Source organism: Bartonella australis AUST/NH1 (assembly GCF_000341355.1).
GTDB lineage: Bacteria > Pseudomonadota > Alphaproteobacteria > Rhizobiales > Rhizobiaceae > Bartonella > Bartonella australis.
In genome coordinates this window covers 1,010,865-1,034,224 of the sequence record NC_020300.1, presented here as the reverse complement: position 1 = coordinate 1,034,224, position 23,360 = coordinate 1,010,865, and the positions used below count along the sequence as shown (strand labels likewise).

Sequence of the window (23,360 nt, the reverse complement as noted above, 5' to 3'; positions counted from 1 at the left end):
ATTCACTCATTTCTTTCGGAAAGAATCTAAAGAAACTACATCAGCACTTTGTTTAATTTCATTGTCTGACGGCTCTTTATTTACTTTAAGATCTTGTTCTTTTGTGGATGTATCTCCCTTTTTTTGCTTGTTGTCTAAGAGAGTAGCAGGTTCGTGCGGCGCACTTCCCGGATTTTCGTTTTCTCCAGAAGTAAGGTTAGCAGGAAGATCAAAGGCTGCTTCAAACGCTGCCACGGGATCGTAAAAAACTTGAATGGAGGAAAAAGGTATAACTAGTTTTTCAGTAATTTCTTTAAAGGAGAGCGTTACTTCAAAAGCAATTTCTGACACGCTTAAATCTCTGAATTGGTGCTGTAACACGATCGTCATTTGATCAGGGTAGCGATCTTTAAGCCTATTGGAAATTTTTACTCCCGGTGCTTTTGTTAAAAAGGTGATAAAAAAATGGTGATTACCTGGAAGGCCCGCTTTAGAAACTTCCGACAAAACTTTACGAATAACTCCACGGAGTGCCTCCTGAACGAGGATGTCATAGCGGATCTGATCTTGAATCATCGAAGTCTATTCCTCTCACTTTAACACGGCAATTAAGCATGGATAACACAGTTCAACGAAATATTTCTTTAAGTTAGCAATATTTTGCTCATCATAAACTTAATTAACAGAGAAAAATACGAATTTCCCGATAAACACTGCTTAATGAGCGTCGCAAAAGTGAAGGCTTCTGTTGCCAGGTGCCTCCGAACCCCGCTTAAACCTGCGACGGTTTAAGACTCACTTGAAGCTTCCGCACCACGGTTAAGCGGCGAGGCGTGCCTCCGCATAGTTGTCGTTTGCAACTACTCATTTAGTCCGATGACGGTGGTACAATGCCGGGTAAAAGAGCAATCTTTACGCCCTTGTCGATCCTATTTCGCCCCCACCAAAATATAACCTTTTTAGTTATACTCAGGTGGAGGCGCCGGGTACCGCCCCCGGGTCCAATGGGTTTATTTCATTGTCCATTTATTACCATATCTGGAAAACCAGCCCCCCTAATATAGATCAAGAACATTCTTTGGGAAAGGGGGATCTTAAAAATCTTCCGTCATTTATAGATTTCATACCGTAATTATAGAATAGGTTTGCTCATTCTCGCGGAGAGTACAGAGCAATAAGTAATTTCTTCTTGATATTAATAACGTAGCCTGAACTTTAATGAAGTTGCAACGGGACGGCATAAACATCGTTTAGCTTTGGTAACGAAGGACCAAATATATTAATATATTGATTCCGCTGGCTGTATTGAGATGAAAGAGTTCAAGAGTGCTAGAATGGTTTCAAAACATATTAATATGGGTAAACCAAACGCCAAAACGGCTATTTTAAAAATTACTAGAATAATTTTAAAAAATCACAAAAAGCCGTACAAAATTTTATTATTTGCCAGTCAAAATAAGCTTATCTAACCAAATTTAAATAATTTTGAAATCAAACTTCTCAATAATGACAAAAAGCCCGAAAATACCGGGCTTTTTGTCGAATGTAAGGGGATTTTAATGGATATCATCACCCTGAAGATATCCTTCTTTCCGGGCATCTGGCATTGTAAGAATTGCAACGAACGCAATTATCATCATACCAGTTATATAGAAATAGAAAATGGATTCATGTCCAATATCTTTCAGCTTAAGCGCTACGAATTCGGCGGAACCACCAAAGAGAGCATTAGCAATGGCATAAGACAGACCCACTCCTGTTGCCCGTATTGAAGAGGGGAACATTTCTGCTTTAACGATACCAGCAATAGACGTATAAAAGCTCATGATGCATAGCATTCCAATGATAACCGATAGAGCTACCCACCTACTGTCAGTACTCCCGATGACTTTGAGTCCAGGGGTTGTAAAGATAATAGCCAAGACGCTCCAAATGAGGAGTGAAGTTTTCGTTCCAATTTTATCTGCCAATACGCCAAATAGAGGCTGCAGCAACATGAAGACAAAAAGCGCAGCGGTCATTATAGTTGTAGCCGCATGTTTATCAAACCCAGTCGTCGTGATCAGATATTTTTGCATATAAGTCGTATAAGTGTAAAAAGTAAGTGATCCTCCGGCCGTGAAACAAATGATCGTAAAAAAAGCTTTTCGATGGTTTCTCATAAGTTCTGCAAGGCCACCAGCCCGCGCTTTAGAACGACTTTCTTTAGTCGTTGTTTCATGGAGCGAACGGCGCAGATAAATCGCGATAATCGCTGCTAATCCACCGATAGCAAAAGGAATACGCCAACCCCAAGCCCTCAGCTGATCTTCTGTGAGATAAATTGCGAGAACGAATATAACAAAACTGGCAAAAAGCTGTCCAGAAATGAGTGTGGTATATTGAAAAGAGCCAAAAAAGCCCCGATGATTTTTTAGAGAAACTTCGCTCATATAAGTCGCTGTAGTACCGTATTCACCCCCGACTGAAAGCCCTTGGAGCATCCGCAATAAAAGCAGAAGAACTGCCGCTGATATCCCGATGCTTTCATAAGTAGGAAGCAAAGCGATTAAGAATGAGCCGCCACACATCATAAAAACAGAGATGAGCATCGAACGCTTGCGACCGTAACGATCAGCGATGAAGCCAAAAAGCCACCCACCTATCGGGCGCATAAGAAAGCCAACGAAAAAGACGCCAGCGGCTTTCAAAAGTTGAACAACAACATCACCGCCTGAGGGAAAAAACTGCGGTGCAAAATAAATTGATGTAAAGGAATAAATATAGAAATCGTACCATTCTACTAAATTACCTGATGCGCTAGACACAATAGACGCGACACGTTTTCTTGTATCATGCCGTGTCAAGGTTTTTTCGTTTTCCATGAAGTTATATCCCTTTATATCCTTGTTGTTCATATTTTTTAGGGCTATTTACAATTTGGATCATCAAAATTCAATTATATAATGATAATTTCTTGTGAAAGATATTCTCGTGAACTTAAGTGAATTTTATTTTTTTGAATTGTGAGACTTTTAGTTTCTGTAATAGAAAAAATCAGCTGTAACGCCCGCACAAAGACGTATCTCAATCTTTATATTTCGTATTTTAGATAATGGCGTTGACCGTTCAGATCAGATAAGTGGCGGAACCTAGTCGGTTTTTGGATATCAGATGCGGTTTAATTTGCAGCTTGGATTTCCTTTGTTAACGACGAAAAATTGCAAAGCGGCAATTGAGCTGCATATCAGCTATTTTTTGATGTTGCATTGCCTAATTTTGGTGATGAAAGACCAGAATGTGTTGATCAGCTTTTACATTAGAAAAAGGAGTCCAAGAGCGTTAAAATGATTTCGAAGCATATTATATGGGTCAACTAAACGCCAAAATGGTTATTTTAAAAATTACCAGAATAATACGAGAAGATTTCAAAAGTCGTCGTGCAACTTTTCCTTATTTGGCAGCCGAAAACTAGTTATATTTGACAAAATTTAGCTAAGTTTGAAATTAAATTTCCAATAAAGACAAAAAGCCTGAAAATACCAGGCTTTTTGTTTAATCAGGGGATTTTAATGGATATTGTCGTCTCGAAGATAACCTTCTTTCCGGGTGTCCGGCATTGTAAGAATTGCAATGAACGCGATTATCGTCACGGCAGTTATGTAAAAATAGAAAACGGATTCATGCCCACTTTCCTTCAGCTTAAGTGCTATGAATTCCGCAGAGCCACCAAAGAGCGCATTGGCAATGGCATAAGATAAACTCACTCCTGTCGCTCGTATTGAAGAGGGGAACATTTCTGCTTTAACGATACCGGCAATAGACGTATAAAAGCTCACGATGCACAGCATTCCAATGACAACCGATAGAGCGACCCATATACTGCCAGTATTCCCAATGGCTCTAAAGCCAGGGATTTAGGTGAAGATAATGGACAAGAGGCTCCAAATGATCAGCAAATTTTTCGCTCCAATTTTATCGGCCAATTTGCCAAATAAAGGCTGCAATAGCATGAAGATAAAAAGCGCGACGGTCATTATAGTTATGGCTGCATGTTTATCAAATCCCGTCGTTGTGATCAGATATTTTTGCATATAAGTCGTGTAAGTGTAGAATGTAAGTGACCCTGCAGATGTAAAGCCAATGATCGTAAAAAAAGCCCTGCGGTGGTTTTTAAAAAGTTCTGTAAGACTATTAGCCCGCACTTCAGAACGACTTTTCTTAGTCGTTGTTTCGTGGAGCGAATGGCGCAGATAGGCCGCAGCAATTGCCGCTAATCCACCGATAGCAAAAGGAATACGCCAACCCCAAGCCTTCAGCTGATCTTCTGTGAGACAAAACGCAAGAATGAATATAACAAGACTAGCTAAAAGTTGTCCGGAAATTAGCGTAGTAGCTTGAAAAGAGCTAAAGAAGCCCCGGTGATTTTCGAGAGAAACTTCACTCATATAAGTTGCTATGGTACCATATCCGCCGCCGGCTGAAAGCCCTTGAAGCATTTGAAGTAAGAGCAGGAAGATTGCTGCTGCCATCCCAATGGTTTCGTAGGTAGGAAGCAGAGCGATTAAGAATGAACTGCCACACATCATAAAAATAGAGATAAGTATTGAATGTTTTCGGCCATAACGGTCAGCAATAAAGCCAAAAAGCCACCCGCCTATTGGGCGCATAAGAAAGCCAACGAAAAAGACACCAGCGGCTTTCAAAAGTTGAACAACAACATCACCATCTGAAGGAAAAAATTGTGATGCAAAATAAATTGATGCAAAGGAATAGACGTAAAAGTTATACCATTCTATTAAATTACCCGACGCACTCGACACGATAGATTGGACGTGTTTTCTTGTATCATGCTGCGCTAAAGCCGCTTCATCTCCCATAAAATTATCCCCCTCATATAATTATATGTCCGTCTCTTTTAAAGCTATTTAGAATTTGAGTCATCAAAATTTAATTGCGTAACGATAATTTTTGCGAATCGCGAAATTTTTGGTTTCTGTAATAGGTGAAACCGGCCACGAAAATAATATAAAGACGTATCTCGGTCTTTATATTTCATGTTTCAAACGACTACGCCGGCCGCTCAGATCAGACAAGCGTAGAATACAGTCGGTTTTGGACATCAGACGCGGTTAATTCGTAGTTTGGATTTCCCATTAACAACAAAAAAATTACATTTACGCTTAATTATTTATGAGCCTTTATGTTTTTTTAAAGGTAGCACAAATATTGCGTAGTCAATGACAACGCTTTCCAAAATAACGAGTTAGAAATCGGCGATTTTATTTACAGGCCTGGTGATGCTCATCTTTATTTTAATCATTTTAGGCACGCGAAGCAGCGGTGAAGCTCTGTTTCAGGTATTGTTCACTGCAGTGTTGTTTGATTTTGGTGACGAAGAAGAAAAATGTGTCGGTTAGCTTTTATATTAGAAAAAGGAGTCTAAAGGCGTGAACTGATTCCGAGGTATATTATACAGGCGGACCAAATGCTAAAAATGATTATATCAAAAATTACTAAACTAAGCGGCCAAAAACTAATTATATTTGATAAAATTGAGATAATTTTGAAATTAAATTTCCAATAAAGACAAAAAGCCTGAAAATACCAGGCTTTTTGTTTACTTAGGGGATTTTAATGGATATTTTTGTCTTGAAGATATCCTTCTTTCCGGGCATCTGGCATTGTAAGAATTGCGATGAACGCAATTATCATCACGGCAGTTATATAGAAATAGAAAATTGATTCATGTCCGCTTTCCTTTAGCTTAAGCGCTACGAATTCTGCAGAGCCACCGAAGAGCGCATTGCCAATTGCAAAAGACAAACCCACTCCTGTTGCTCGTATTGAAGAAGGAAACATTTCTGCTTTAACGACACCAGCGACAGATGTATAAAAACTCATTATACACAACAATCCAATAATAACCGGTAGAGCGACCCACGTACTGTCAGTATTTCCAATGGTTCTAAAGCCAGGGATCGTAAAGATAATGGCCAAAATACTCCAGATAATGAATGAAGTTTTTGTTCCAATTTTATCGGCCAATATGCCAAATAGAGGCTGCAATAACATGAAGACAAAAAGCGCAGCAGCCATCACAGTTATGGCTGTTTGTTTGTCGAACCCAGTCGTCGTAATCAGGTATTTTTGCATATAAGTCGTATAAGTGTAAAATGTGAGCGATCCTCCGGATGTGAAACAAACGATTTTTAAAAAGGACTTTTTATGGTTTCTCATAAGTTCTGTAAGACCGCCGGTTTGTATTTTAGAACGGCTTTCTTTGGTCGTTGTTTCATGGAGCGAACGGCGTAGACGAATTGCGACAATGGCCGCTAATCCGCCAATAGCAAAAGGAATACGCCAACCCCAAGCCCTCATCTGATCTTCTGTGAGATAAAACGCAAGAATAAATATGACAAGACTTGCTAAGAGCTGTCCACAAATCAGTGTGGCAGGTTGAAAAGAGCTAAAGAAGCCTCGGTGATTTTTGACAGAAATTTCACCCATATAAGTTGCTATGATGCCATATTCCCCGCCGGCTGAAAGCCCTTGAAGCATTCGGACTAAAAGCAGAAGGACTGCTGCCGCTACCCCAATGGTTTTGTAAGTAGGAAGCAGAGCGATCAAAAATGAGCTAGCACACATTATGAAAACGGAGATGAGCATCGAACGTTTGCGACCATAACGATCAGCGATAAAACCAAAAAGCCATGCCCCTACTGGGCGCATAAGAAAGCCGGCAAAAAAAATACCTGCGGCTTTCAAAAGCTGGACAACAACGTCACCACCTGAGGGAAAAAATTGCGACGCAAAATAAATTGATGCAAAGGAATAGACATAGAAGTCGTACCATTCTACTAAATTACCCGACGCGCTGGACACAACGGATGAGATACGTTTCCTCATATCACGTGATGCCAAGGTTGTTTCATTTTCCATAAAGTTATCCCCCCATGTAGTTATATTGTTCATTTCTTTTCAGGGCTATTTACAGTTGGAGTTACACAAATTCAATTATATAATAATAATTTCGTGGAAAATATTTTCGCAAATTGCGGAATTTTTTAGTTTCTGCAGTGCTATAGAATCTGCCATAAAGCTTATATGAAGGCGTATCTTGATCTTTTATTTCATGTGTTAAATAACGGCACCGATCGCACAGACCGGACGGGCGTCGGGACGCGGTCGATTTTTGGGTATCAGATGCGGTTTAATTTGCAGTCTGGATTTCCTTTATTAACAACAAAAAAATTACATTTACGCTCAATTATTTATGAGCTTTTATGGTTTCTTAAAGGTGACACAAATATTGCGTGGCTAAAGAAGCACGGCGTATCCATTTGGGATGAGTGGGCTGATGAAAAAGGGGATCTGGGCCCTATTTATGGCTACCAGTGGCGTTCTTGGCCCGCACCTGATGGACGTTATATCGATCAAATCAGTAACCTTTTGGCCATGATTAATAAAAGTCCTGATTCGCGTCGCCTCATTGTGTCAGCGTGGAACCCTGCCTCGATTGAGGAAATGGCTTTACCGCCCTGCCATTGTTTATTCCAATTTTATGTTGCTTCTGGTAGATTGTCCTGTCAACTTTATCAACGTTCAGCAGATGTTTTTTTGGGCGTTCCATTCAATATTGCTTCTTATGCATTGTTAACGATGATGATTGCTCAAGTAACTGGTTTAAAAGCTGGTGATTTTATTCATACGCTTGGTGATGCTCATCTTTATTTTAATCATTTTGAGCAGGCAAAACGGCAGCTGAACCGTATACCAGGCACTTTGCCATCGATGCTTTTGAATCCGGCAATCAAAGATCTTTTTTCTTTCAAATTTGAGGATTTTGAATTGCTAAATTATGAAGCTCAACCGCATATTAAGGCACCAGTAGCGATATGACCCTTCCAGTTTATTTAATTGCAGCTGTCTCGCAAAATGGTGTTATCGGCCGCGAGGGTACGATGCCTTGGCGCTTATCAACGGATTTGCAACGTTTTAAAACTTTGACTTTAGGAAAACCCGTTATTATGGGGCGAAAAACTTGGGACTCTCTTAAAAAACCTCTACCAGGGCGTACAAATATCGTCGTTACCCGTAATCGTTCGTTTGCGGCTGAAGGCGCTGTCGTTGCTCATTCTCTACCTAAAGCTTGCTTCATTGCAGAAAAACTAGCTTTCAGAAATGGTGGAGATGCCATTTTTATTATTGGTGGTGGTGAAATTTTTCGACAAGGATTAATTATCGCTGATAAAATATTTCTTACGGAAATTTTGGATTCTATCGAAGGGGATAGTTTTTTCCCTGTTTTTGACAAAGATAAGTGGACTATTCTTGAAACACAATATATCCCGGAAGGAGGTAAGGACAGCCACGCGACACGTTTTGTGATTTATGATCGGTTGTAACATTTGATAATGAGAGAAATATTTTTTCAGTTCCCTCGCTGCCAGATAATAGGCACTTTACAAAAGGAAGTTTTTGTGGATGTTGGTATCTAATAAGCGGCGTTAATTTAAAAAATGAGGTGGTGATGCCTTGGACGAATCAAAATGGTGGTGGCCCCTGGGATGGTGGCAAAAGTAAGCGTGACGATGATAAAAAGTCATCACCTAAGGGGTCTTTTGGTTCTGGTGGTAGCGGTGATGGTCCCAATATTGACGATATTTTGCGCAAAGGGCAAGATCAGCTTAAGCAATTTGGGGGTGGCAGTATTTTGATTTCGCTGCTTTTCTTTGGTGTGCTTTTATGGCTTTTTCAGTCTGTTTATATTGTTCAGCAGAATGAACAAGCGGTGGTGTTGCGTTTCGGTGTCCCTAAAGCAGGAATCATTGGCGATGGTTTGCATTTTCATTTTTGGCCGATCGAAACTTACATGAAAGTGCCTTTGACGGAAAAAACAATCGCGATTGGCGGCCAATCTGGTCAGATGCAGCAAAGTGAAGGCCTGATGCTTTCGAGTGATCAGAACATCGTTAATGTTAATTTTTCTGTATATTATAGGATTTCAAGCCCCAGCCACTTCTTATTTAACGTGAATGACCAGGAGGGGACGGTTCGTCAAGTTGCTGAAAGTGCGATGCGTGAAGTGATTGGCTCTCGACCAGTTGATGACGTTTTACGCGACAAAAAAGAAGAAGTGGCCGACGATGTTAAAAAGATTATCCAGTTAACTGCAGATAAATATCAACTTGGTGTCGAGATAAATCGCGTGTCGATTAGCGAAGCCGCCCCTCCTACTAAGGTTGCCGCCGCGTTTAATTCTGTTCAACAAGCAGAGCAGGAGCGTGGGCGAATGATTGAGGAGGGTAATCGCGTGCGTTTTACTAAAATTGGTTTGGCTAATGGTGAGGCCTCGCGGACACGTGAAATAGCTAAGGGCGAAAAGGCACAGATGATTGAAGAAGCAACAGGACGCGCTGAACGTTTCCGGGCTATAGCTCGTGAAGCTGAAATTTCACCGGAGGCGACCCGTTATCGTTTCTATATGGAAAGGATGGGGCGTATTCTTTCATCACCAAATAAATTGGTTTTAGATCAAACGGACACCTCGGCGGTGTCTTATCTACCGCTAAATGAATTGTTGCGCGGTTCGTCTGGAAAAGCAACTACAGCGTCAGAACGTCCCGTATTTTTGTCGGGCTCTGGGGTCTCTGGAGGACACTAACTTATGCAGCAGTCTCGTTTCTTTTTTATTTTTGGTATCGTAGCGCTTATTTTTATAGCGTTATGGGCATCCGTTTTTATCGTTTATCCTCGTCAGCAGGTAGCTATTAAGCGCTTTGGGCAAATTGTTAAGGTAGAACCTGATCCTGGTATTTATTTTAAGATCCCTTTTTTGGATCAGATGGTTGTTATTGACAACCGGTTATTGCGTTACGACGTTCCTACGCAATCTGTTCAGGTGCGTGGTGGTGCTTATTACGAAGTAGACGCGTTTTTTATTTACCGCATCGCAAATCCGAAACTTTTTTTACAGCGCATTGCATCAGGTCGGCCTCAGATCGCTGCGCGTGAAAACCTCGCACCACGTTTTATCGATGCTTTGCGTGCCGTTTATGGCAAGCGGGAATTTAGAGCGGCTTTGTCAGATGAACGCGGAGCGATGATGGCCGAAGTCCAACGACAATTTTCTGTAGACGCAGGTTCATTAGGTATCACCATTGTTGATGTACGTATTCGCAAAACTGATTTAACCGACGCTGTTTCAGAGGATGTGTACAGACAGATGGCAGCTGAACGTGAAGCAGCAGCAGAGAATATTCGTGCTCGTGGTCAGCAAGAGCGGGATCGCATCGTCGCGGAAGCCAATCGCGAATATGAAGAAATTGTAGCGGCAGCAAAACGTGACGCTGAGATCACGCGTGGGGAAGGTCAAGCCGAGAGCATTCGTATTTTATTAGATGCAAGAAAGATCTCTCCGTCATTTTACGATTTTTGGTTAGCAATGGAACAGTACCAAAATTTAGAACAAACGCCGATGGTGATTTCACCAAAAGAAAATTTCTTTTTTTATTTTCATAATTTACCGCAGAAAAATGGGGCTTTTGCACCGGATGTTGGTACTCAGAAATAAAATCGGCGATTATCGACTGAGAAAACCGATTATGTCGTAGGCTTTTACTTTTTCAGGGAAGCTTGATCTATGCTCATTTTCTTTTATGATAAAGGAGCATGATAGGGGTGTGTCAGTTTCAAATAAGCGGATTTAACGGTGCCCAGGGCAGATATTGATCAAACGCGTGTCGCAGGTGAGAATATGTTATTGAAGCGCTTCGCCGCCATAGCCACCGTCTACGTGGTTTTGTTTTTATCAGGATCAATAAGTTGGTCTAGTGTTATTGAGCAGAAAAATATACCACTATCGGTCCCTGATTTAGCTTCTGCGCTTTTGGATACAGTCGTCAATATTTCTACAGCGCAGAAAATCGACGGGACAGAGCAAGATGAAAACACTTCTGCGCCTGCCGTTCCGAAAGATTCATTACTGCAAGAGTACTTTAACGATTTTTTCACGCCTAAAGATGGTCAAAAAGATAGTCAATTTCAAAAAATACGTTCTTTGGGGTCAGGTTTTGTAATTGATGCACAAGAAGGGCTTATCGTTACAAATTATCATGTTGTTGCCGATGCTGATGATATCGAAGTTAATTTTACAGATGGTACAAAACTGGCAGCAAAATTGCTCGGAAAAGATAGCAAAACGGATTTGGCTTTGCTTAAAGTCGTAGCAGGAAGCAAAAAATTAACAGCTGTACGTTTTGGCGATTCAGAAAAAGCGCGTATCGGTGATTGGGTTATGGCCATTGGTAATCCTTTTGGTTTTGGTGGTAGTGTAACTGTTGGAATTATTTCTGCGCGTAATCGTGATCTTAATGCTGGTCCTTACGATGATTTTATTCAGACAGATGCAGCGATTAACCGAGGTAATTCTGGCGGTCCGCTTTTTGATAGAAATGGTGAAGTAATCGGTATTAATACAGCGATTGTTTCGCCTTCTGGTGGGTCAATTGGGATTGGTTTTGCGATACCGTCTAGTATGGCTCTTTCTGTTATTAATCAGTTGCGCGATTTTGGGGAAGTAAAGCGAGGTTGGCTAGCGATCCATATTCAGCCAGTAACAGATGATCTTGCGAAAAATTTAAAATTGGATAGAGCAGTCGGAGCGCTCATTGCAGGTAAAATAGAAAATGCAGAGGTTGATAATAGCCAGTTGCATGTAGGTGATGTTATCCTTGCTTTTGGGGGTAGTAAAATCAAGAATGCGCATGATTTACCGCGTTTAGTCGCAGAAAGCTCGGCAGGAAAGGTAGTAGATGTTACGGTTTTGCGCGACGGACTGAAAAAAACAGTAAAAGTTAAACTTGGCCGTCTAATTGAGACAGACCCAGACGAAGACACAGCAGGGGATTCTGATAACGAAAAGGACAGTGCCGCATCAGAAGACGTGACAATGCAGTTTATGGGAATGACGTTATCGGCGCTCACGGCTGATCTGCGTCAGCGTTATTCAATCACTGATAAGCTTAATGGGTTGGTTGTGACGTCTATCGTAAAAAATAGCGCGGCCGATAAAAAGCGCATTCGTGTTGGTGAGGTAATTGTTGATATTAATCAGAGCGCAGTCACGACGCTCGAAGACGCCAAAAAACGTTTTCATAAATTACGTGAAGCCGGGCGTCAAAACGTTTTATTTATCATCGCTTCTCCGAATGGAGAATTACGATTTGTGACAATCCAAATGGATTAATATTTTTGCGAAAATGTCCGATTATCCGCGGCCTCATTATGATTGCGAGCTGTGTATTTATGATTCAATATAAGAGGAAGCGTGCGGTCTCTATGATGAGTATGCGTAGGTAAGGTGCAGATTCGGTTATATAAAGGGTAGAACTGAGCACTGAGTAATTGTTATTTTTGTATATAGTCGGCGAGCGATATTTTGTTTTTAGAAATATAAGACGGTGTGCGGTTTCTGTATCTTCATCCATTATTATTGAGAAGGACTTTTGGGCGGCATAAAGTATTTCCTTCATGCAAGTTCAGAAATCATTTCGCTATTCGTGGTTGATTTAGTGACATCAATGTTATCTTTCTCTATCCTATTTTATTAGCCTGTTCAGCAGAGCGTTTTTATTTAACGGCATAAATTTCATGGCTGAAAGTAAGAGTTTTTTGCGACGCTTTCTCTTTTGCAGGTGACAATATCGGTAAAAGATATTTTCGTACTCTTTTGGAATTATTATACTGGTTATTTTACCCTTTTAAAGCGTAAAGAAATATCACAGATCTTTCCTGCATTAAGCGCATAACACTGTTTGCATTTATACTTTGAAGGCTGTTATCTACAAGATCATAAGTGGATGCTGGATTTTAATGTCGGTCATGGATATTGATATTGCAGTAAATTGTTCATTGGTGAGTGTAGGAGGCTTTCATTTATGACACAAAGAACGGTCACATTGATAGCTGGTTCAACTGCAAGCGGCAAGTCGGAGCTTGCACTAAAAATGGCTCAAGAAAAAAACGCCGTCATTATTAATACTGATTCGATGCAGGTTTACGATGTGTTAAATATTTTGACAGCACGGCCGACGAAAACTGATATTATGACCGTCCCGCATTATCTTTATGGTCACGTGAGTCCCGCTCTTAGTTACTCTGTGGGGCAATGGTTATGCGATGTTCGTAAGCTTTTAAGCATGTTTACATCACAACCTCTTATTTTTGTTGGTGGTACGGGACTTTACTTTCGCGCGCTTTTAGAAGGGATTTCAGAAATCCCTTACATTCCAGACATTCTCCGGCAGAAGTGGCGAACGCGGCTTTGTAAGGAGGGGCCTAAAAGCCTTTACCACAAGTTATCGCAAGTGGATGCTGATATCTCTGCGAAAATTTCTCCGCAAGATGGCCAACGTATTATACGCGCTTTAGAAGTTTATGAAGCGACTGGTAAAAAATTAAGTTGGTGGCAAAAGCAAAAAACAACACCTCCGCTTGCACAGGATTGCTTAGAAAAGATTCTTATAATTCCGCCACGCCAATTGCTTTATGAGCGCATTAATAAGAGGCTTGATTCTATGGTCGAAAGAGGGGTTTTAGAAGAAGTCATTTCCATGAGAAGACTCACGCTTTCTCCTTTATCGCCGGCGATGAAAGCCATTGGTATACCGGAATTTACGGCTTATTTAGATGGAGACAAAAGTTTAGAAGATGCTATTGAGATGGCGAAAATGCAGACTAGGAGATACGCAAAAAGGCAAATAACTTGGTTTTCTAATCAGTTTGATAGAGAATGGAAGCTAATTTCCTCGTAATAAAATAGCAAAAGATCTCGAAACGCTTTGAAAAGGAAGAGGTTTTTGGGTGGTAATTTTTGATTGACGAATGGCATTGACGACATTAAATCTCCCTCTGCAGAGAATATTCTCGTTATAGTATTACTGCGCATAGGGTGGAGAGTGTAATGTGCGGTAGGCCCCTATCGGGGGGCCTTTTTATTTTGCTTTGCAATAAGACGGGTGGGAAGAATGAAAAATTGTCCAAAAGCAAAAGGGAGTGCGGACGGAACAATAATGTCAGGAGCTGAAATAGTGATTCAAGCTCTTATAGATCAAGGGATTAAACATATTTTTGGTTATCCTGGTGGAGCTGTTCTTCCTATTTTTGATGCAATTTATCAGCAAGATTCATTTCAGCATATTTTGGTGCGCCACGAACAAGCGGCAGGTCACGCAGCCGAGGGTTATGCGCGTAGTACGGGGAAGGTCGGTGTTATGCTGGTGACTTCTGGCCCAGGTGCAACGGGTGCGGTGACTCCTTTACAGGATGCATTAATGGATTCTATTCCCATTGTTTGTTTTTCTGGTCAGGTGCCTACGACTGTGATGGGGACGAATGCTTTTCAAGAGGCAGATATAGTTAGCATCACGAAGCCTTGTACCAAACATAATTGGCTGATTAAAGATGTAAACGACCTAGCACAGATTATTCATGAAGCGTTTTATGTTGCGCAATCGGGTCGTCCAGGGCCGGTTTTGATTGATATTCCTAAAGATATTCAATTTGCTTCAGGGATTTATAGGGTACCTAAGGCTAGGACGTCTACATATTGTCATCCACAATTGAAAAGAGATACAGAGGCCATTGAATCTGCTGTTTCTCTTTTAGTAGAAGCAAAAAAGCCCGTCATTTATTCTGGTGGTGGTGTTATTTCGTCGGGACAGAAAGCTGTACAGCTTTTACGTGATTTGGTCATTTGGGGGAATTTTCCGATTACTTCGACATTAATGGGGCTTGGTGCTTATCCTGCTTCTCATAAAAATTGGCTTGGAATGCTTGGGATGCACGGGACTTATGAAGCTAATATGACCATGCATGATTGCGATGTTATGCTAGCCGTCGGCGCGCGGTTTGATGATCGTATTACCGGTCGCCTTGACGCGTTCGCACCCCGCGCGCGCATCATCCATATTGATATTGATCCCTCTTCAATCAATAAGATAGTCAAGGCAGATATTTCTCTCATTGGTGATGTGGCATCCGTTTTAGGAGATATGATGCAATATTTGCGCGCGCTACGATTAACGGTCGATGAGAAAAGCCGTAATGAATGGTGGATAAAAATTAATTATTGGCGCGCTCGTAATTCATTGGCATATACCGAAAAAAAAGATGTTATTATGCCGCAATACGCGCTTGAGCGTCTTCATACTCTTACCAAAAATGCGAATACTTATATTACTACTGATGTCGGGCAGCATCAGATGTGGGCTGCCCAATATTGTCATTTTGACGAGCCAAAACATTGGGTGACATCTGGTGGACTTGGGACGATGGGCTATGGCTTTCCCTCTGCTATCGGTGTTCAGATTGCTCATCCTGACGCGCTTGTTATATGTATTTCTGGTGACGCCTCAATTCAGATGAATATTCAGGAACTTGCGACGGCAATTCAACATAATACCCCGGTGAAGGTTTTTATCTTGAATAACCAGTATATGGGGATGGTGCGCCAGTGGCAGCAATTATTGCACGGCAATCGTCTCTCTCATTCTTACACGGAAGCACTACCCGACTTTGTGAAATTAGCAGAAGCTTATGGAGCAATCGGTATCCGTTGTTCAAAGCCGGACGAACTTGATGGAAAAATTCAGCAAATGATCGACTACGACGGACCGATTTTATTCGATTGTTGTGTTGATAATTTGGCGAATTGTTTCCCAATGATTCCATCTGGGTGCGCGCACAATGATATGCTGTTATCTGAAGAAGCTAGCGACGAAACTATTTCTAACGCCGTCCCTGCTGGTGGGCAATTTCTCGTATAAGGAGCTTGAGGTTAGAATTATAAAGATTTAAATTTTCACTTCATTAACTTGTACCTCTTTTAAAAACCGTCCACAATAACGTGTATCTTCATTATTTGAGTAGGCAGTTTTTCATATATGACCGACTTATTGTCGTGGTGAAATAATCGCTTCCACTCGCCGTGCACCGATTAGATTGCTTGTGTCTTTTATCTATAAAAAGTTTGCTATTTCAAAATAGACAACGAGTATTGATTAAAATAGTTAGGGAGCGTTTTACTAAACTCAGTTTTTATAGATGCTAAAATGCTATGCGCAGAACTTATTGATGCGGCGGATAACCGTTTTAATGTGAAATTATTGGAAAGATATATGCATTGATTGGTATATAAGCGCTTTGTATTTGTTAATATTTGAAAAAATACCGAGCAAATGCAGGAGGGGTGAGTTATTATTTAGGACTACTATAGAGATAAGTAGCTATTTTTACGGTAGTTTTTGTTTTTTTAATGCTTGCCCTTTCGGTGCGAATCTTATCTTTGATAAATTATGCAGTTTTCGCTAGAACAGGATAATGCATTGAAAGCCGTGGCCGCGTGGTTAAGAGACCGGCACTCTCCTATTTTCCGTCTTTTTGGTTACGCAGGAACAGGAAAAACGACACTCGCTCGTTATTTTGCAGAAACAGTTGATGGTTCCGTCCAGTTTGCTGCATTCACAGGTAAAGCGGCGCAAGTTCTGCGTTCTAAGGGTGCAAGTAACGCTCGTACTATTCATTCATTAATTTATTGTCCTCGCGGAGAAGAAGAAATTTCTGATGATGCGACGGGCAGGACATCTGTTGCGCCGACATTTGCGTTAAATCGGCGAAGCCCAATCGCGCAAGCTAAACTCGTTATTGTTGACGAATGTTCGATGGTGGACGAACAATTAGCACGTGATTTGATGAGTTTTGGGACGCCAATTCTTGTCCTCGGTGATCCAGGCCAATTGCCTCCTATATCAGGCAGTGGTTTTTTTTCTGAGAGCGCGCCAGATTTCCTTTTATCAGAAATTCACCGACAAGCTTACGACAACCCAATCATCCGCCTGGCTATGGATGTACGCGAGGGGCGTGAAATAGCTTATGGCGATTACGGGCTGGCACGCGTCATTGCGCGTAAAGAGGTTGACAAACAGCTCGTGTTAGATGCCGATCAGCTTTTGGTGGGGATCAACCGAACGCGTCACCTTTATAATAAACGTTTGCGTGAGTTAAAAGGATTTACAGCGGATTATCCGCAAGCTGGAGACAAGCTTGTGTGTTTGCGTAATGATCCTGCTAAAGGCTTGTTAAATGGCTCTTTATGGAAGGTGCTAACCTCACAGAAAGAAACGGTTAAACCAACTATCAACCTCCTTGTTAAGCCGGAAGAGAGCGAGCGCGGGGTGGCAAAGATTAAACTTCTAAAAGCGACTTTTGAGGGTCCTGATCATGAAGTTTCGTGGCAATTAAAAAAACGATACGATGATTTTGATTACGGGTATGCGCTGACTGTTCATAAAGCTCAGGGATCTCAATGGGATAATGTAGTTTTATTTGATGAAAGTTTTGCATTTCGTGATATGTACGCACGTTGGCTTTATACTGCTATCACTCGTGCAGCAGAGCGTTTAACGATTGTGCGGTGAAGAAAAGTACTATTTTATTGTCTAGGGTTATTATAGGGAGGGCGTTCCTCCTCTATTTTTAGGGTATTGATGGAAATAGAAATGTGTATGAGGGTAAAACTTTCTGTTAATCTCAATGCCGTCGCTGTTTTGCGCAATCGGCGTAATCTTCCGTGGCCGAGCGTCGAGAATATGGGGCGTATAGCACTTGCGGCTGGTGCAGCAGGCTTGACGGTTCATCCGCGACCAGATGAGAGGCACATTCGTTTTTCTGATTTGCAGGACATACGTTTTTTAATTAACAGAACTTTTCCCACTGCTGAGCTTAATATTGAAGGTTATCCGAGTGAGACATTTTTAAGTTTTGCGGAAAAGTACGCTGATCAGATTACTCTCGTGCCTGATGACCCGACTCAGTCGACTTCTGATCATGGCTGGGACTTTGCTAACAATGCGGAATTTTTGGCGCCTATTGTTCGACGCTTAAAAGAAAAAAAAATTCGTGTATCGTTATTTTCTGATCCTGTTCCAGATGGCCTTGATATTGCTAAAGCGATCGGCTCTGACCGTGTGGAATTTTACACAGGGCTTTACGGCGGTGCGTTTGAAGACAGGCAAAAACAGAATGATGAGCTAGATAAACTTGTTTTTGCGGCACAAAAAGCCAAGCAGTTGCATTTAGGGATCAATGCAGGGCATGATCTAACAATTACCAATATTTCTGCTCTCGTTAATAAAATACCTTGGTTGAACGAGGTCTCTATTGGTCATGGGCTTATCGCTGATGCACTAGAATATGGGATGCACAATACCGTTCAGCGTTTCATCCAGTTATTGAAGTAAATTTTTCGAGTATTTGATGATCGGAGAAGATTAAGACTTTTTGTTTTTTATAGGGTGCTTTTCTCTGGGTAAAAAAATAAATAGGGCTATATGAATAATATTCCGCTACTTTAGAGGTTATTCTCTCTGTGAGAGAGTAAACTTGAGTTTGGTGCCAAAATATAAGAGGCCGATGTGAGGCTCGTGTTGCCTTCGTTTCCACCCTTTAGTTTGTTCATGATTAAGAGCTACAGATTGTGTATTAATTTATAAGGGTATGATAGGCTATATCAGAAGAAGATTATATTTTAAGATACGTATTTTTCTTCAGCGATCTTATTTTCCCAGTTGTAGAACAGTAAATAATAATTAAAGTCTATTTTAGGTCCGAGCACGTTTTTAAAAGGTCACAGATTTATGGCTTTGTTGTTTGGGATACGCAAATATTACGTTATTTAGTTGCTATTTTATCGTAAAATGCAGTTTAATCATTCATTAAGTGGGGAGGGCCTCAATGGGGGCTTTCTGCCTTTGAACAGGTGAAAATATTAATTTTAATTTAATGTAGGTACAAGGGAGTCTTTCCGTGCGTGTTTATTATGATCGTGATGCAGACATCAATTTAATTAAGGAAAAAAAGGTAGCTATTGTTGGCTATGGTTCACAAGGGCGTGCGCATGCATTAAATTTGAAGGACTCTTGTGTTCGCGATGTGCAGATTGCTTTACGTCCCGGGTCAGTGAGCGTTAAAAAAGCTGAAGCAGATGGCTTTAAAGTTGTTAGTGTTACTGAGGCAGCAAAATGGGCGGACCTCATTATGATGGCAACACCTGATGAGTTACAGGCTGATATTTATAAAGAGCACATTCACGATTATTTGCGCAGTGGAGCAGGGATTGCTTTCGCTCATGGTTTGAGTATTCATTTTGGTTTAATTGAAGCTAAGAAGACGGTTGATGTTATGATGATTGCCCCAAAAGGTCCGGGTCATACAGTACGTAACGAATATCAACGCGGTTGTGGTGTTCCTTGTTTAATCGCGATCGAACAGGATGCTTCAGGTAATGCTCATAATATAGCATTGTCCTATGCTTGTGGTATCGGCGGTGGACGCGCAGGCGTGATTGAAACAACTTTTAAAGAAGAATGCGAAACGGATCTTTTTGGTGAACAAGCCGTCCTTTGTGGTGGTCTTGTAGAACTTATCCGCGCGGGTTTTGAAACATTGACGGAAGCGGGGTATGCACCGGAAATGGCCTATTTTGAATGTTTGCATGAAGTTAAATTAATCGTTGATCTTATTTATGAAGGTGGTATCGCGAATATGAATTATTCAATTTCTAATACCGCTGAATGGGGTGAATATATATCTGGCCCACGCGTGATTACTGATGAAACTAAAGCCGCAATGAAGCGTGTTTTGCGGGATATCCAGACGGGTAAATTTACGTCGGAGTGGATGCAGGAATATAAAGCCGGTGCAGCTCATTTTAAAGGAATTCGTCGCTTGAATGATGAGCACCCTATTGAAAAAGTTGGTTCAAAACTTCGTGCTATGATGCCTTGGATTAAATCTAACGCTTTGATTAATAAAGAGCGTAACTGATTTTATATTTAAGTTCTTTATGAACGGAAGATTGCGGATCTATAAAAAGGGGTAATTGAAATTACCCCTTTTTTGATGCGCTTTTTCTGCGCAGATTTTATTTTTTGTTCCCGACAGGAGTTTTCTTTTTAAGCATAAAATACATGATTCCCAAAAATCCAAACCACAAAGGCATATATTCTAAAGTTATTAAAGTATCAGGCTCTAACGTTAATGAGAAAAGAATAAAGGCAAAGAAGGCCAGAACGATCCAGCACATAAAAATACCTCCCGGCATTTTGTAGATGGACGCTTCATGCTGCGTAGGCCGCTTGCGGCGGTAAACAATATAGCTGACCAAAATTGCAGACCATATAAATATGCATACAATCGCCGAAATAGTGGTGACGATTGTAAAAGCAAATATAACGGACGGGGCTAACAATAAAAGTGTGTAGCACAATAAGATGCATAAGCACGAAAAGATCAATCCGTTAGCTGGGATATGATTTTTGGAGAGTTTCCCTAAGAATCTAGGAGCTCCTTGTTTAGTCGCGAGCCCGTATACCATGCGGCTACTAGAGAAAATGCCACTATTAGCGGAAGATGCGGCTGCTGTAAGAACAACAAAATTGATCATACCAGCTGTTGCCGGAATACCAGCGAGCCGAAACATTTCTACAAATGGGCTTTTATCCGGAACGACTTGATTCCAAGGTGTAACTGACATGATTACAATAAGAGAGAAAATATAAAAAAATACGACGCGCAGAGGTATTGCATTGATCGCTTTTGGTAAGACTTTTTCGGGTTCTTTGACTTCAGCTGCGCTTGTTCCAGCGAGTTCAATACCAACAAAAGAAAAAGTAGCGATTTGAAATCCGGCAAAAAATCCTGTAACCCCTCGAGGAAAAATGTTTCCGTCATTCCACAAGTTATTCAAAGAGGCGACGTTGCCCCTTGGGGAGACGAAGCCTGTAGATATCATATAAAATCCGATAACAATTAATACCAAAATTGCGACGATTTTGATGAGACTAAACCAAAACTCAAGTTCACCAAACATTTTTACGGCCACAAGATTAAAGGCTAAGAAGAAAATAATACAGGCAAGAACTGGAAGCCACGGATTGAGATTGGGCCACCAAAATTGCATATAATTGACGATGGCGATAACATCTGCGGCTCCGGCTACAACCCAGCTTAGCCAATAACACCAGCCGATTAAGAATCCAATAAACGGCCCCAACAAATCGGCTGAGAAATCAGCAAAAGACCGGTATTGCGCGTTAGAAAGCAGCAATTCTCCCATAGCACGCATGACGAAATAGAGAAAGCAACCAACGGTGGCGTAAACAAATATAATTGAGGGACCGGCAATGCTGATCGTTTTTCCTGACCCCATAAAGAGGCCTGTTCCAATAGCCCCGCCAATAGCGATAAGCTGTACGTGGCGGTTATCCAATCCGCGTTTTAATTTTCTTTGATAACCTTCATCTAAATTTTGTCTAGTGCCCATTTTTGGATGTTCCCTCTAATATTATTTAAGGCTAAATTTATGCTAAAATAGGGTAATTTCCTACGTGAAGCGTGATATATGATACGGGTGAGTCCGTAAAGGAAAAAAATATTTTTGGCAATTTTAGTGGCTTTAGGGAGCTTATGAAAAAGAAAAACTGACGCGAGCTGAAATATAATTGCGGTATTTAAAAGCAGAACGGCAAAAATTTGTGAGTACGGAATTTTGATCACAGCTGGTGTTTAGTGGCCGTTAAGGCCCGACACCCGGCGTAAGTGCAATAATTACCATTAAACCGGGGGAGTTATACAGTACCCTTAAAATTGTAGTAAGCTATGAAGAAGTTTTTAAATAAAAAGGTAACCGGGGTTACCTTTTTTAATATGCTTTTTGCGCACAAATTTTATTTCTTAGGTTCGGCAAAATTTTTCTTTTTAAAAAAATACATAATTCCTAAAAATATAAACCACAGCGGAGTGTACTTTAAAGCCGAGAAAGTATCAGGTTCTAGAGTCAATAAAAAAAGAATGAAAGCAAAGAACGCTAGAGTGATCCAGCACATAAAAATACCTCCTGGCATTTTGTAAGCAGATACCGTGTGTTGTGCAGGCCGTTTGCGACGATAAACAATATAACTGACCAAAATTACAGACCACACAAATATAAATAAAATCGCTGCAATAGTAGTGACGATCGTAAAGGAAGCTATGACGGTCGGGGATGACGATAAAATTGTATAGCCTAATAAGATGCATAAGCATGAAAAAAATAATGCGTTGGCCGGAATATGGTTTTTGGAGAGTTTCCCTAAGAATTTAGGAGCTCCTTGTTTAGTTGCGAGTCCGTATACCATGCGACTGCTAGAGAAGATACCGCTATTAGCAGAAGATGCAGCTGCTGTAAGAACGACAAAATTAATCATACCAGCTGCTGCCGGAATACCAGCGAGCCGAAACATTTCTACAAACGGGCTTTTACCCGGAATCATTTGATTCCAAGGAGTGACTGACATAATTACGACAAGAGAGAAAATATAAAAAAATACGATGCGCAGAGGTATTGAATTGATCGCTTTTGGTAGGACTTTTTGAGGCTCTCTCACCTCAGCTGCGCTTGTCCCTGAGAGTTCAATACCAACGAAGGAAAAAATAGCAATTTGAAATCCGGCAAAAAATCCCGTACTCCCCCGAGGAAAAAGATCTCCATGGTTCCATAAATTATCGAAAGAGGCAATATTGCCATTTGGAGAAATGAAGTTTGTGAATATCATATAAAATCCCGTCACAATTAACGATAAAATTGCAACAATCTTGATAAGACTAAACCAAAACTCAAGTTCACCAAACAGTTTGACTGCTGTAAGATTAAACAATGAGAATAAAATTATACAGGTGAAAATGGGAATCCATGGATTAAGATCGGGCCACCAAAACTGTACGTAAGTGACGATGGCGATAATCTCTGCAGTCCCGGTCACGATCCAACATAACCAATAAGTCCAGCCAATTAAGAATCCAACACCAGGCCCCAACAAATCGGCCGAGAAATCAGCAAAGGATCGGTATTGCGTATTGGAAAGCAACAATTCCCCCATAGCACGCATGACAAAATAGAGAAAGAAACCGACGATGGCGTAAACAAATATAATTGAGGGACCGGCGATGCTGATCGTTTTTCCTGACCCCATAAAGAGGCCTGCTCCGATAGCTCCACCGATGGCAATGAGCTGTACATGGCGGTTGCTTAGTCCACGTCGTAATTTTCTTTTTTGTTTTTGCTTATTATCCATTTTTGGATGCACCCCCCTTAATTTGTTATTTAAGTAATGCCAAAATTACGCCGGAAAGAGTTAATTCTTTGCGTAAAATATGATATGATTGAATCGTAAAGGAAAAAAACACTTTTAACAACTTTTAGAGCTTAGAGAGATTAGAAGGAGGGGAAATTAGCACGGATACAAATATAGTTCCGATATTATGTTTGACCAATTGTGAATAAATAGTTTTAAAGTACAGCC

General features: G+C 40.9%; 15 protein-coding genes, 1 other RNA gene and 2 pseudogenes. 11 read left to right on the top strand and 7 right to left on the bottom strand.

Annotation, left to right across the window (positions count from 1 at the left end; all coding sequences use genetic code 11):
• Positions 1-6: 6 nt before the first annotated feature.
• From BANH1_RS04395 to BANH1_RS04390, 3 genes are all read right to left on the bottom strand, one after another.
• Positions 7-555 carry an SspB family protein gene (locus BANH1_RS04395; protein ID WP_015398206.1) on the bottom strand — a complete coding sequence of 183 codons (549 nt, stop codon included), beginning with the start codon at positions 553-555 and terminating at the stop codon, positions 7-9.
• 158 nt (positions 556-713) lie between these two features.
• Positions 714-1,069, bottom strand: a transfer-messenger RNA (tmRNA) gene (gene ssrA / locus BANH1_RS07210).
• Between the two features lie 466 nt (positions 1,070-1,535).
• Positions 1,536-2,843: an MFS family transporter gene (locus tag BANH1_RS04390; RefSeq protein ID WP_015398205.1), complete on the bottom strand. Its 1,308-nt coding sequence runs from the start codon at positions 2,841-2,843 to the stop codon at positions 1,536-1,538.
• 199 nt (positions 2,844-3,042) lie between these two features.
• On the opposite strand from BANH1_RS04390, the pseudogene BANH1_RS07325 reads away from it, so the two are divergent.
• Positions 3,043-3,181 (top strand): annotated as a pseudogene (locus BANH1_RS07325) (thymidylate synthase); the annotation flags it as partial.
• Between the two features lie 346 nt (positions 3,182-3,527).
• Here the strand turns inward: BANH1_RS07325 and BANH1_RS04385 are convergent.
• A pseudogene (locus tag BANH1_RS04385) lies at positions 3,528-4,838 on the bottom strand (MFS transporter).
• A gap of 754 nt (positions 4,839-5,592) precedes the next feature.
• The gene (locus BANH1_RS04380; RefSeq protein WP_015398204.1) at positions 5,593-6,900 is read right to left on the bottom strand and encodes an MFS family transporter; all 1,308 of its coding nucleotides are present in this window, start codon (positions 6,898-6,900) and stop codon (positions 5,593-5,595) included.
• 165 nt (positions 6,901-7,065) lie between these two features.
• Here BANH1_RS04380 and BANH1_RS04375 point away from each other — a divergent pair, with 165 nt between their 5' ends.
• The 10 genes from BANH1_RS04375 to ilvC all read left to right on the top strand — a co-directional run bounded on the left by BANH1_RS04375 (position 7,066) and on the right by ilvC (position 19,845).
• Complete coding sequence (locus BANH1_RS04375) at positions 7,066-7,860, top strand: thymidylate synthase (protein ID WP_015398203.1); 795 nt, start codon at positions 7,066-7,068, stop codon at positions 7,858-7,860.
• Positions 7,857-8,366: a dihydrofolate reductase gene (locus BANH1_RS04370; RefSeq protein ID WP_015398202.1), complete on the top strand. Its 510-nt coding sequence runs from the start codon at positions 7,857-7,859 to the stop codon at positions 8,364-8,366. The genes BANH1_RS04375 and BANH1_RS04370 overlap by 4 nt, the downstream gene beginning before the upstream one ends.
• Positions 8,367-8,491: 125 nt before the next feature.
• Positions 8,492-9,625, top strand: a complete 1,134-nt coding sequence (gene hflK / locus BANH1_RS04365; RefSeq protein ID WP_015398201.1) for an FtsH protease activity modulator HflK — start codon at positions 8,492-8,494, stop codon at positions 9,623-9,625.
• Between the two features lie 3 nt (positions 9,626-9,628).
• Positions 9,629-10,534 (top strand): protease modulator HflC, encoded by a 906-nt coding sequence (hflC, locus tag BANH1_RS04360; RefSeq protein ID WP_015398200.1) that lies wholly within the window; start codon positions 9,629-9,631, stop codon positions 10,532-10,534.
• Between the two features lie 183 nt (positions 10,535-10,717).
• Positions 10,718-12,208, top strand: a complete 1,491-nt coding sequence (locus tag BANH1_RS04355; RefSeq protein WP_041583248.1) for a Do family serine endopeptidase — start codon at positions 10,718-10,720, stop codon at positions 12,206-12,208.
• A 691-nt stretch (positions 12,209-12,899) separates the two neighbouring features.
• The gene (gene miaA / locus BANH1_RS04350; RefSeq protein ID WP_015398198.1) at positions 12,900-13,775 is read left to right on the top strand and encodes a tRNA (adenosine(37)-N6)-dimethylallyltransferase MiaA; all 876 of its coding nucleotides are present in this window, start codon (positions 12,900-12,902) and stop codon (positions 13,773-13,775) included.
• Between the two features lie 213 nt (positions 13,776-13,988).
• Positions 13,989-15,788 carry an acetolactate synthase 3 large subunit gene (locus tag BANH1_RS04345; RefSeq protein WP_015398197.1) on the top strand — a complete coding sequence of 600 codons (1,800 nt, stop codon included), beginning with the start codon at positions 13,989-13,991 and terminating at the stop codon, positions 15,786-15,788.
• A gap of 528 nt (positions 15,789-16,316) precedes the next feature.
• On the top strand, positions 16,317-17,438 hold the full coding sequence (locus BANH1_RS04340; RefSeq protein WP_015398196.1) for an ATP-dependent DNA helicase: 1,122 nt from the start codon (positions 16,317-16,319) through the stop codon (positions 17,436-17,438).
• Between the two features lie 87 nt (positions 17,439-17,525).
• Positions 17,526-18,260, top strand: a complete 735-nt coding sequence (locus BANH1_RS04335; protein WP_015398195.1) for a pyridoxine 5'-phosphate synthase — start codon at positions 17,526-17,528, stop codon at positions 18,258-18,260.
• Positions 18,261-18,825: 565 nt separating this feature from the next.
• A complete protein-coding gene (gene ilvC / locus BANH1_RS04330) occupies positions 18,826-19,845 on the top strand; it encodes a ketol-acid reductoisomerase (protein ID WP_015398194.1) in 1,020 nt (339 codons plus the stop codon).
• Positions 19,846-19,942: 97 nt separating this feature from the next.
• Here ilvC and BANH1_RS04325 read toward each other — a convergent pair whose 3' ends face one another.
• Positions 19,943-21,343, bottom strand: a complete 1,401-nt coding sequence (locus tag BANH1_RS04325; RefSeq protein ID WP_015398193.1) for an amino acid permease — start codon at positions 21,341-21,343, stop codon at positions 19,943-19,945.
• Positions 21,344-21,746: 403 nt separating this feature from the next.
• Positions 21,747-23,132, bottom strand: a complete 1,386-nt coding sequence (cycA, locus tag BANH1_RS04315) for a D-serine/D-alanine/glycine transporter (protein ID WP_015398192.1) — start codon at positions 23,130-23,132, stop codon at positions 21,747-21,749.
• Positions 23,133-23,360: the final 228 nt, after the last annotated feature.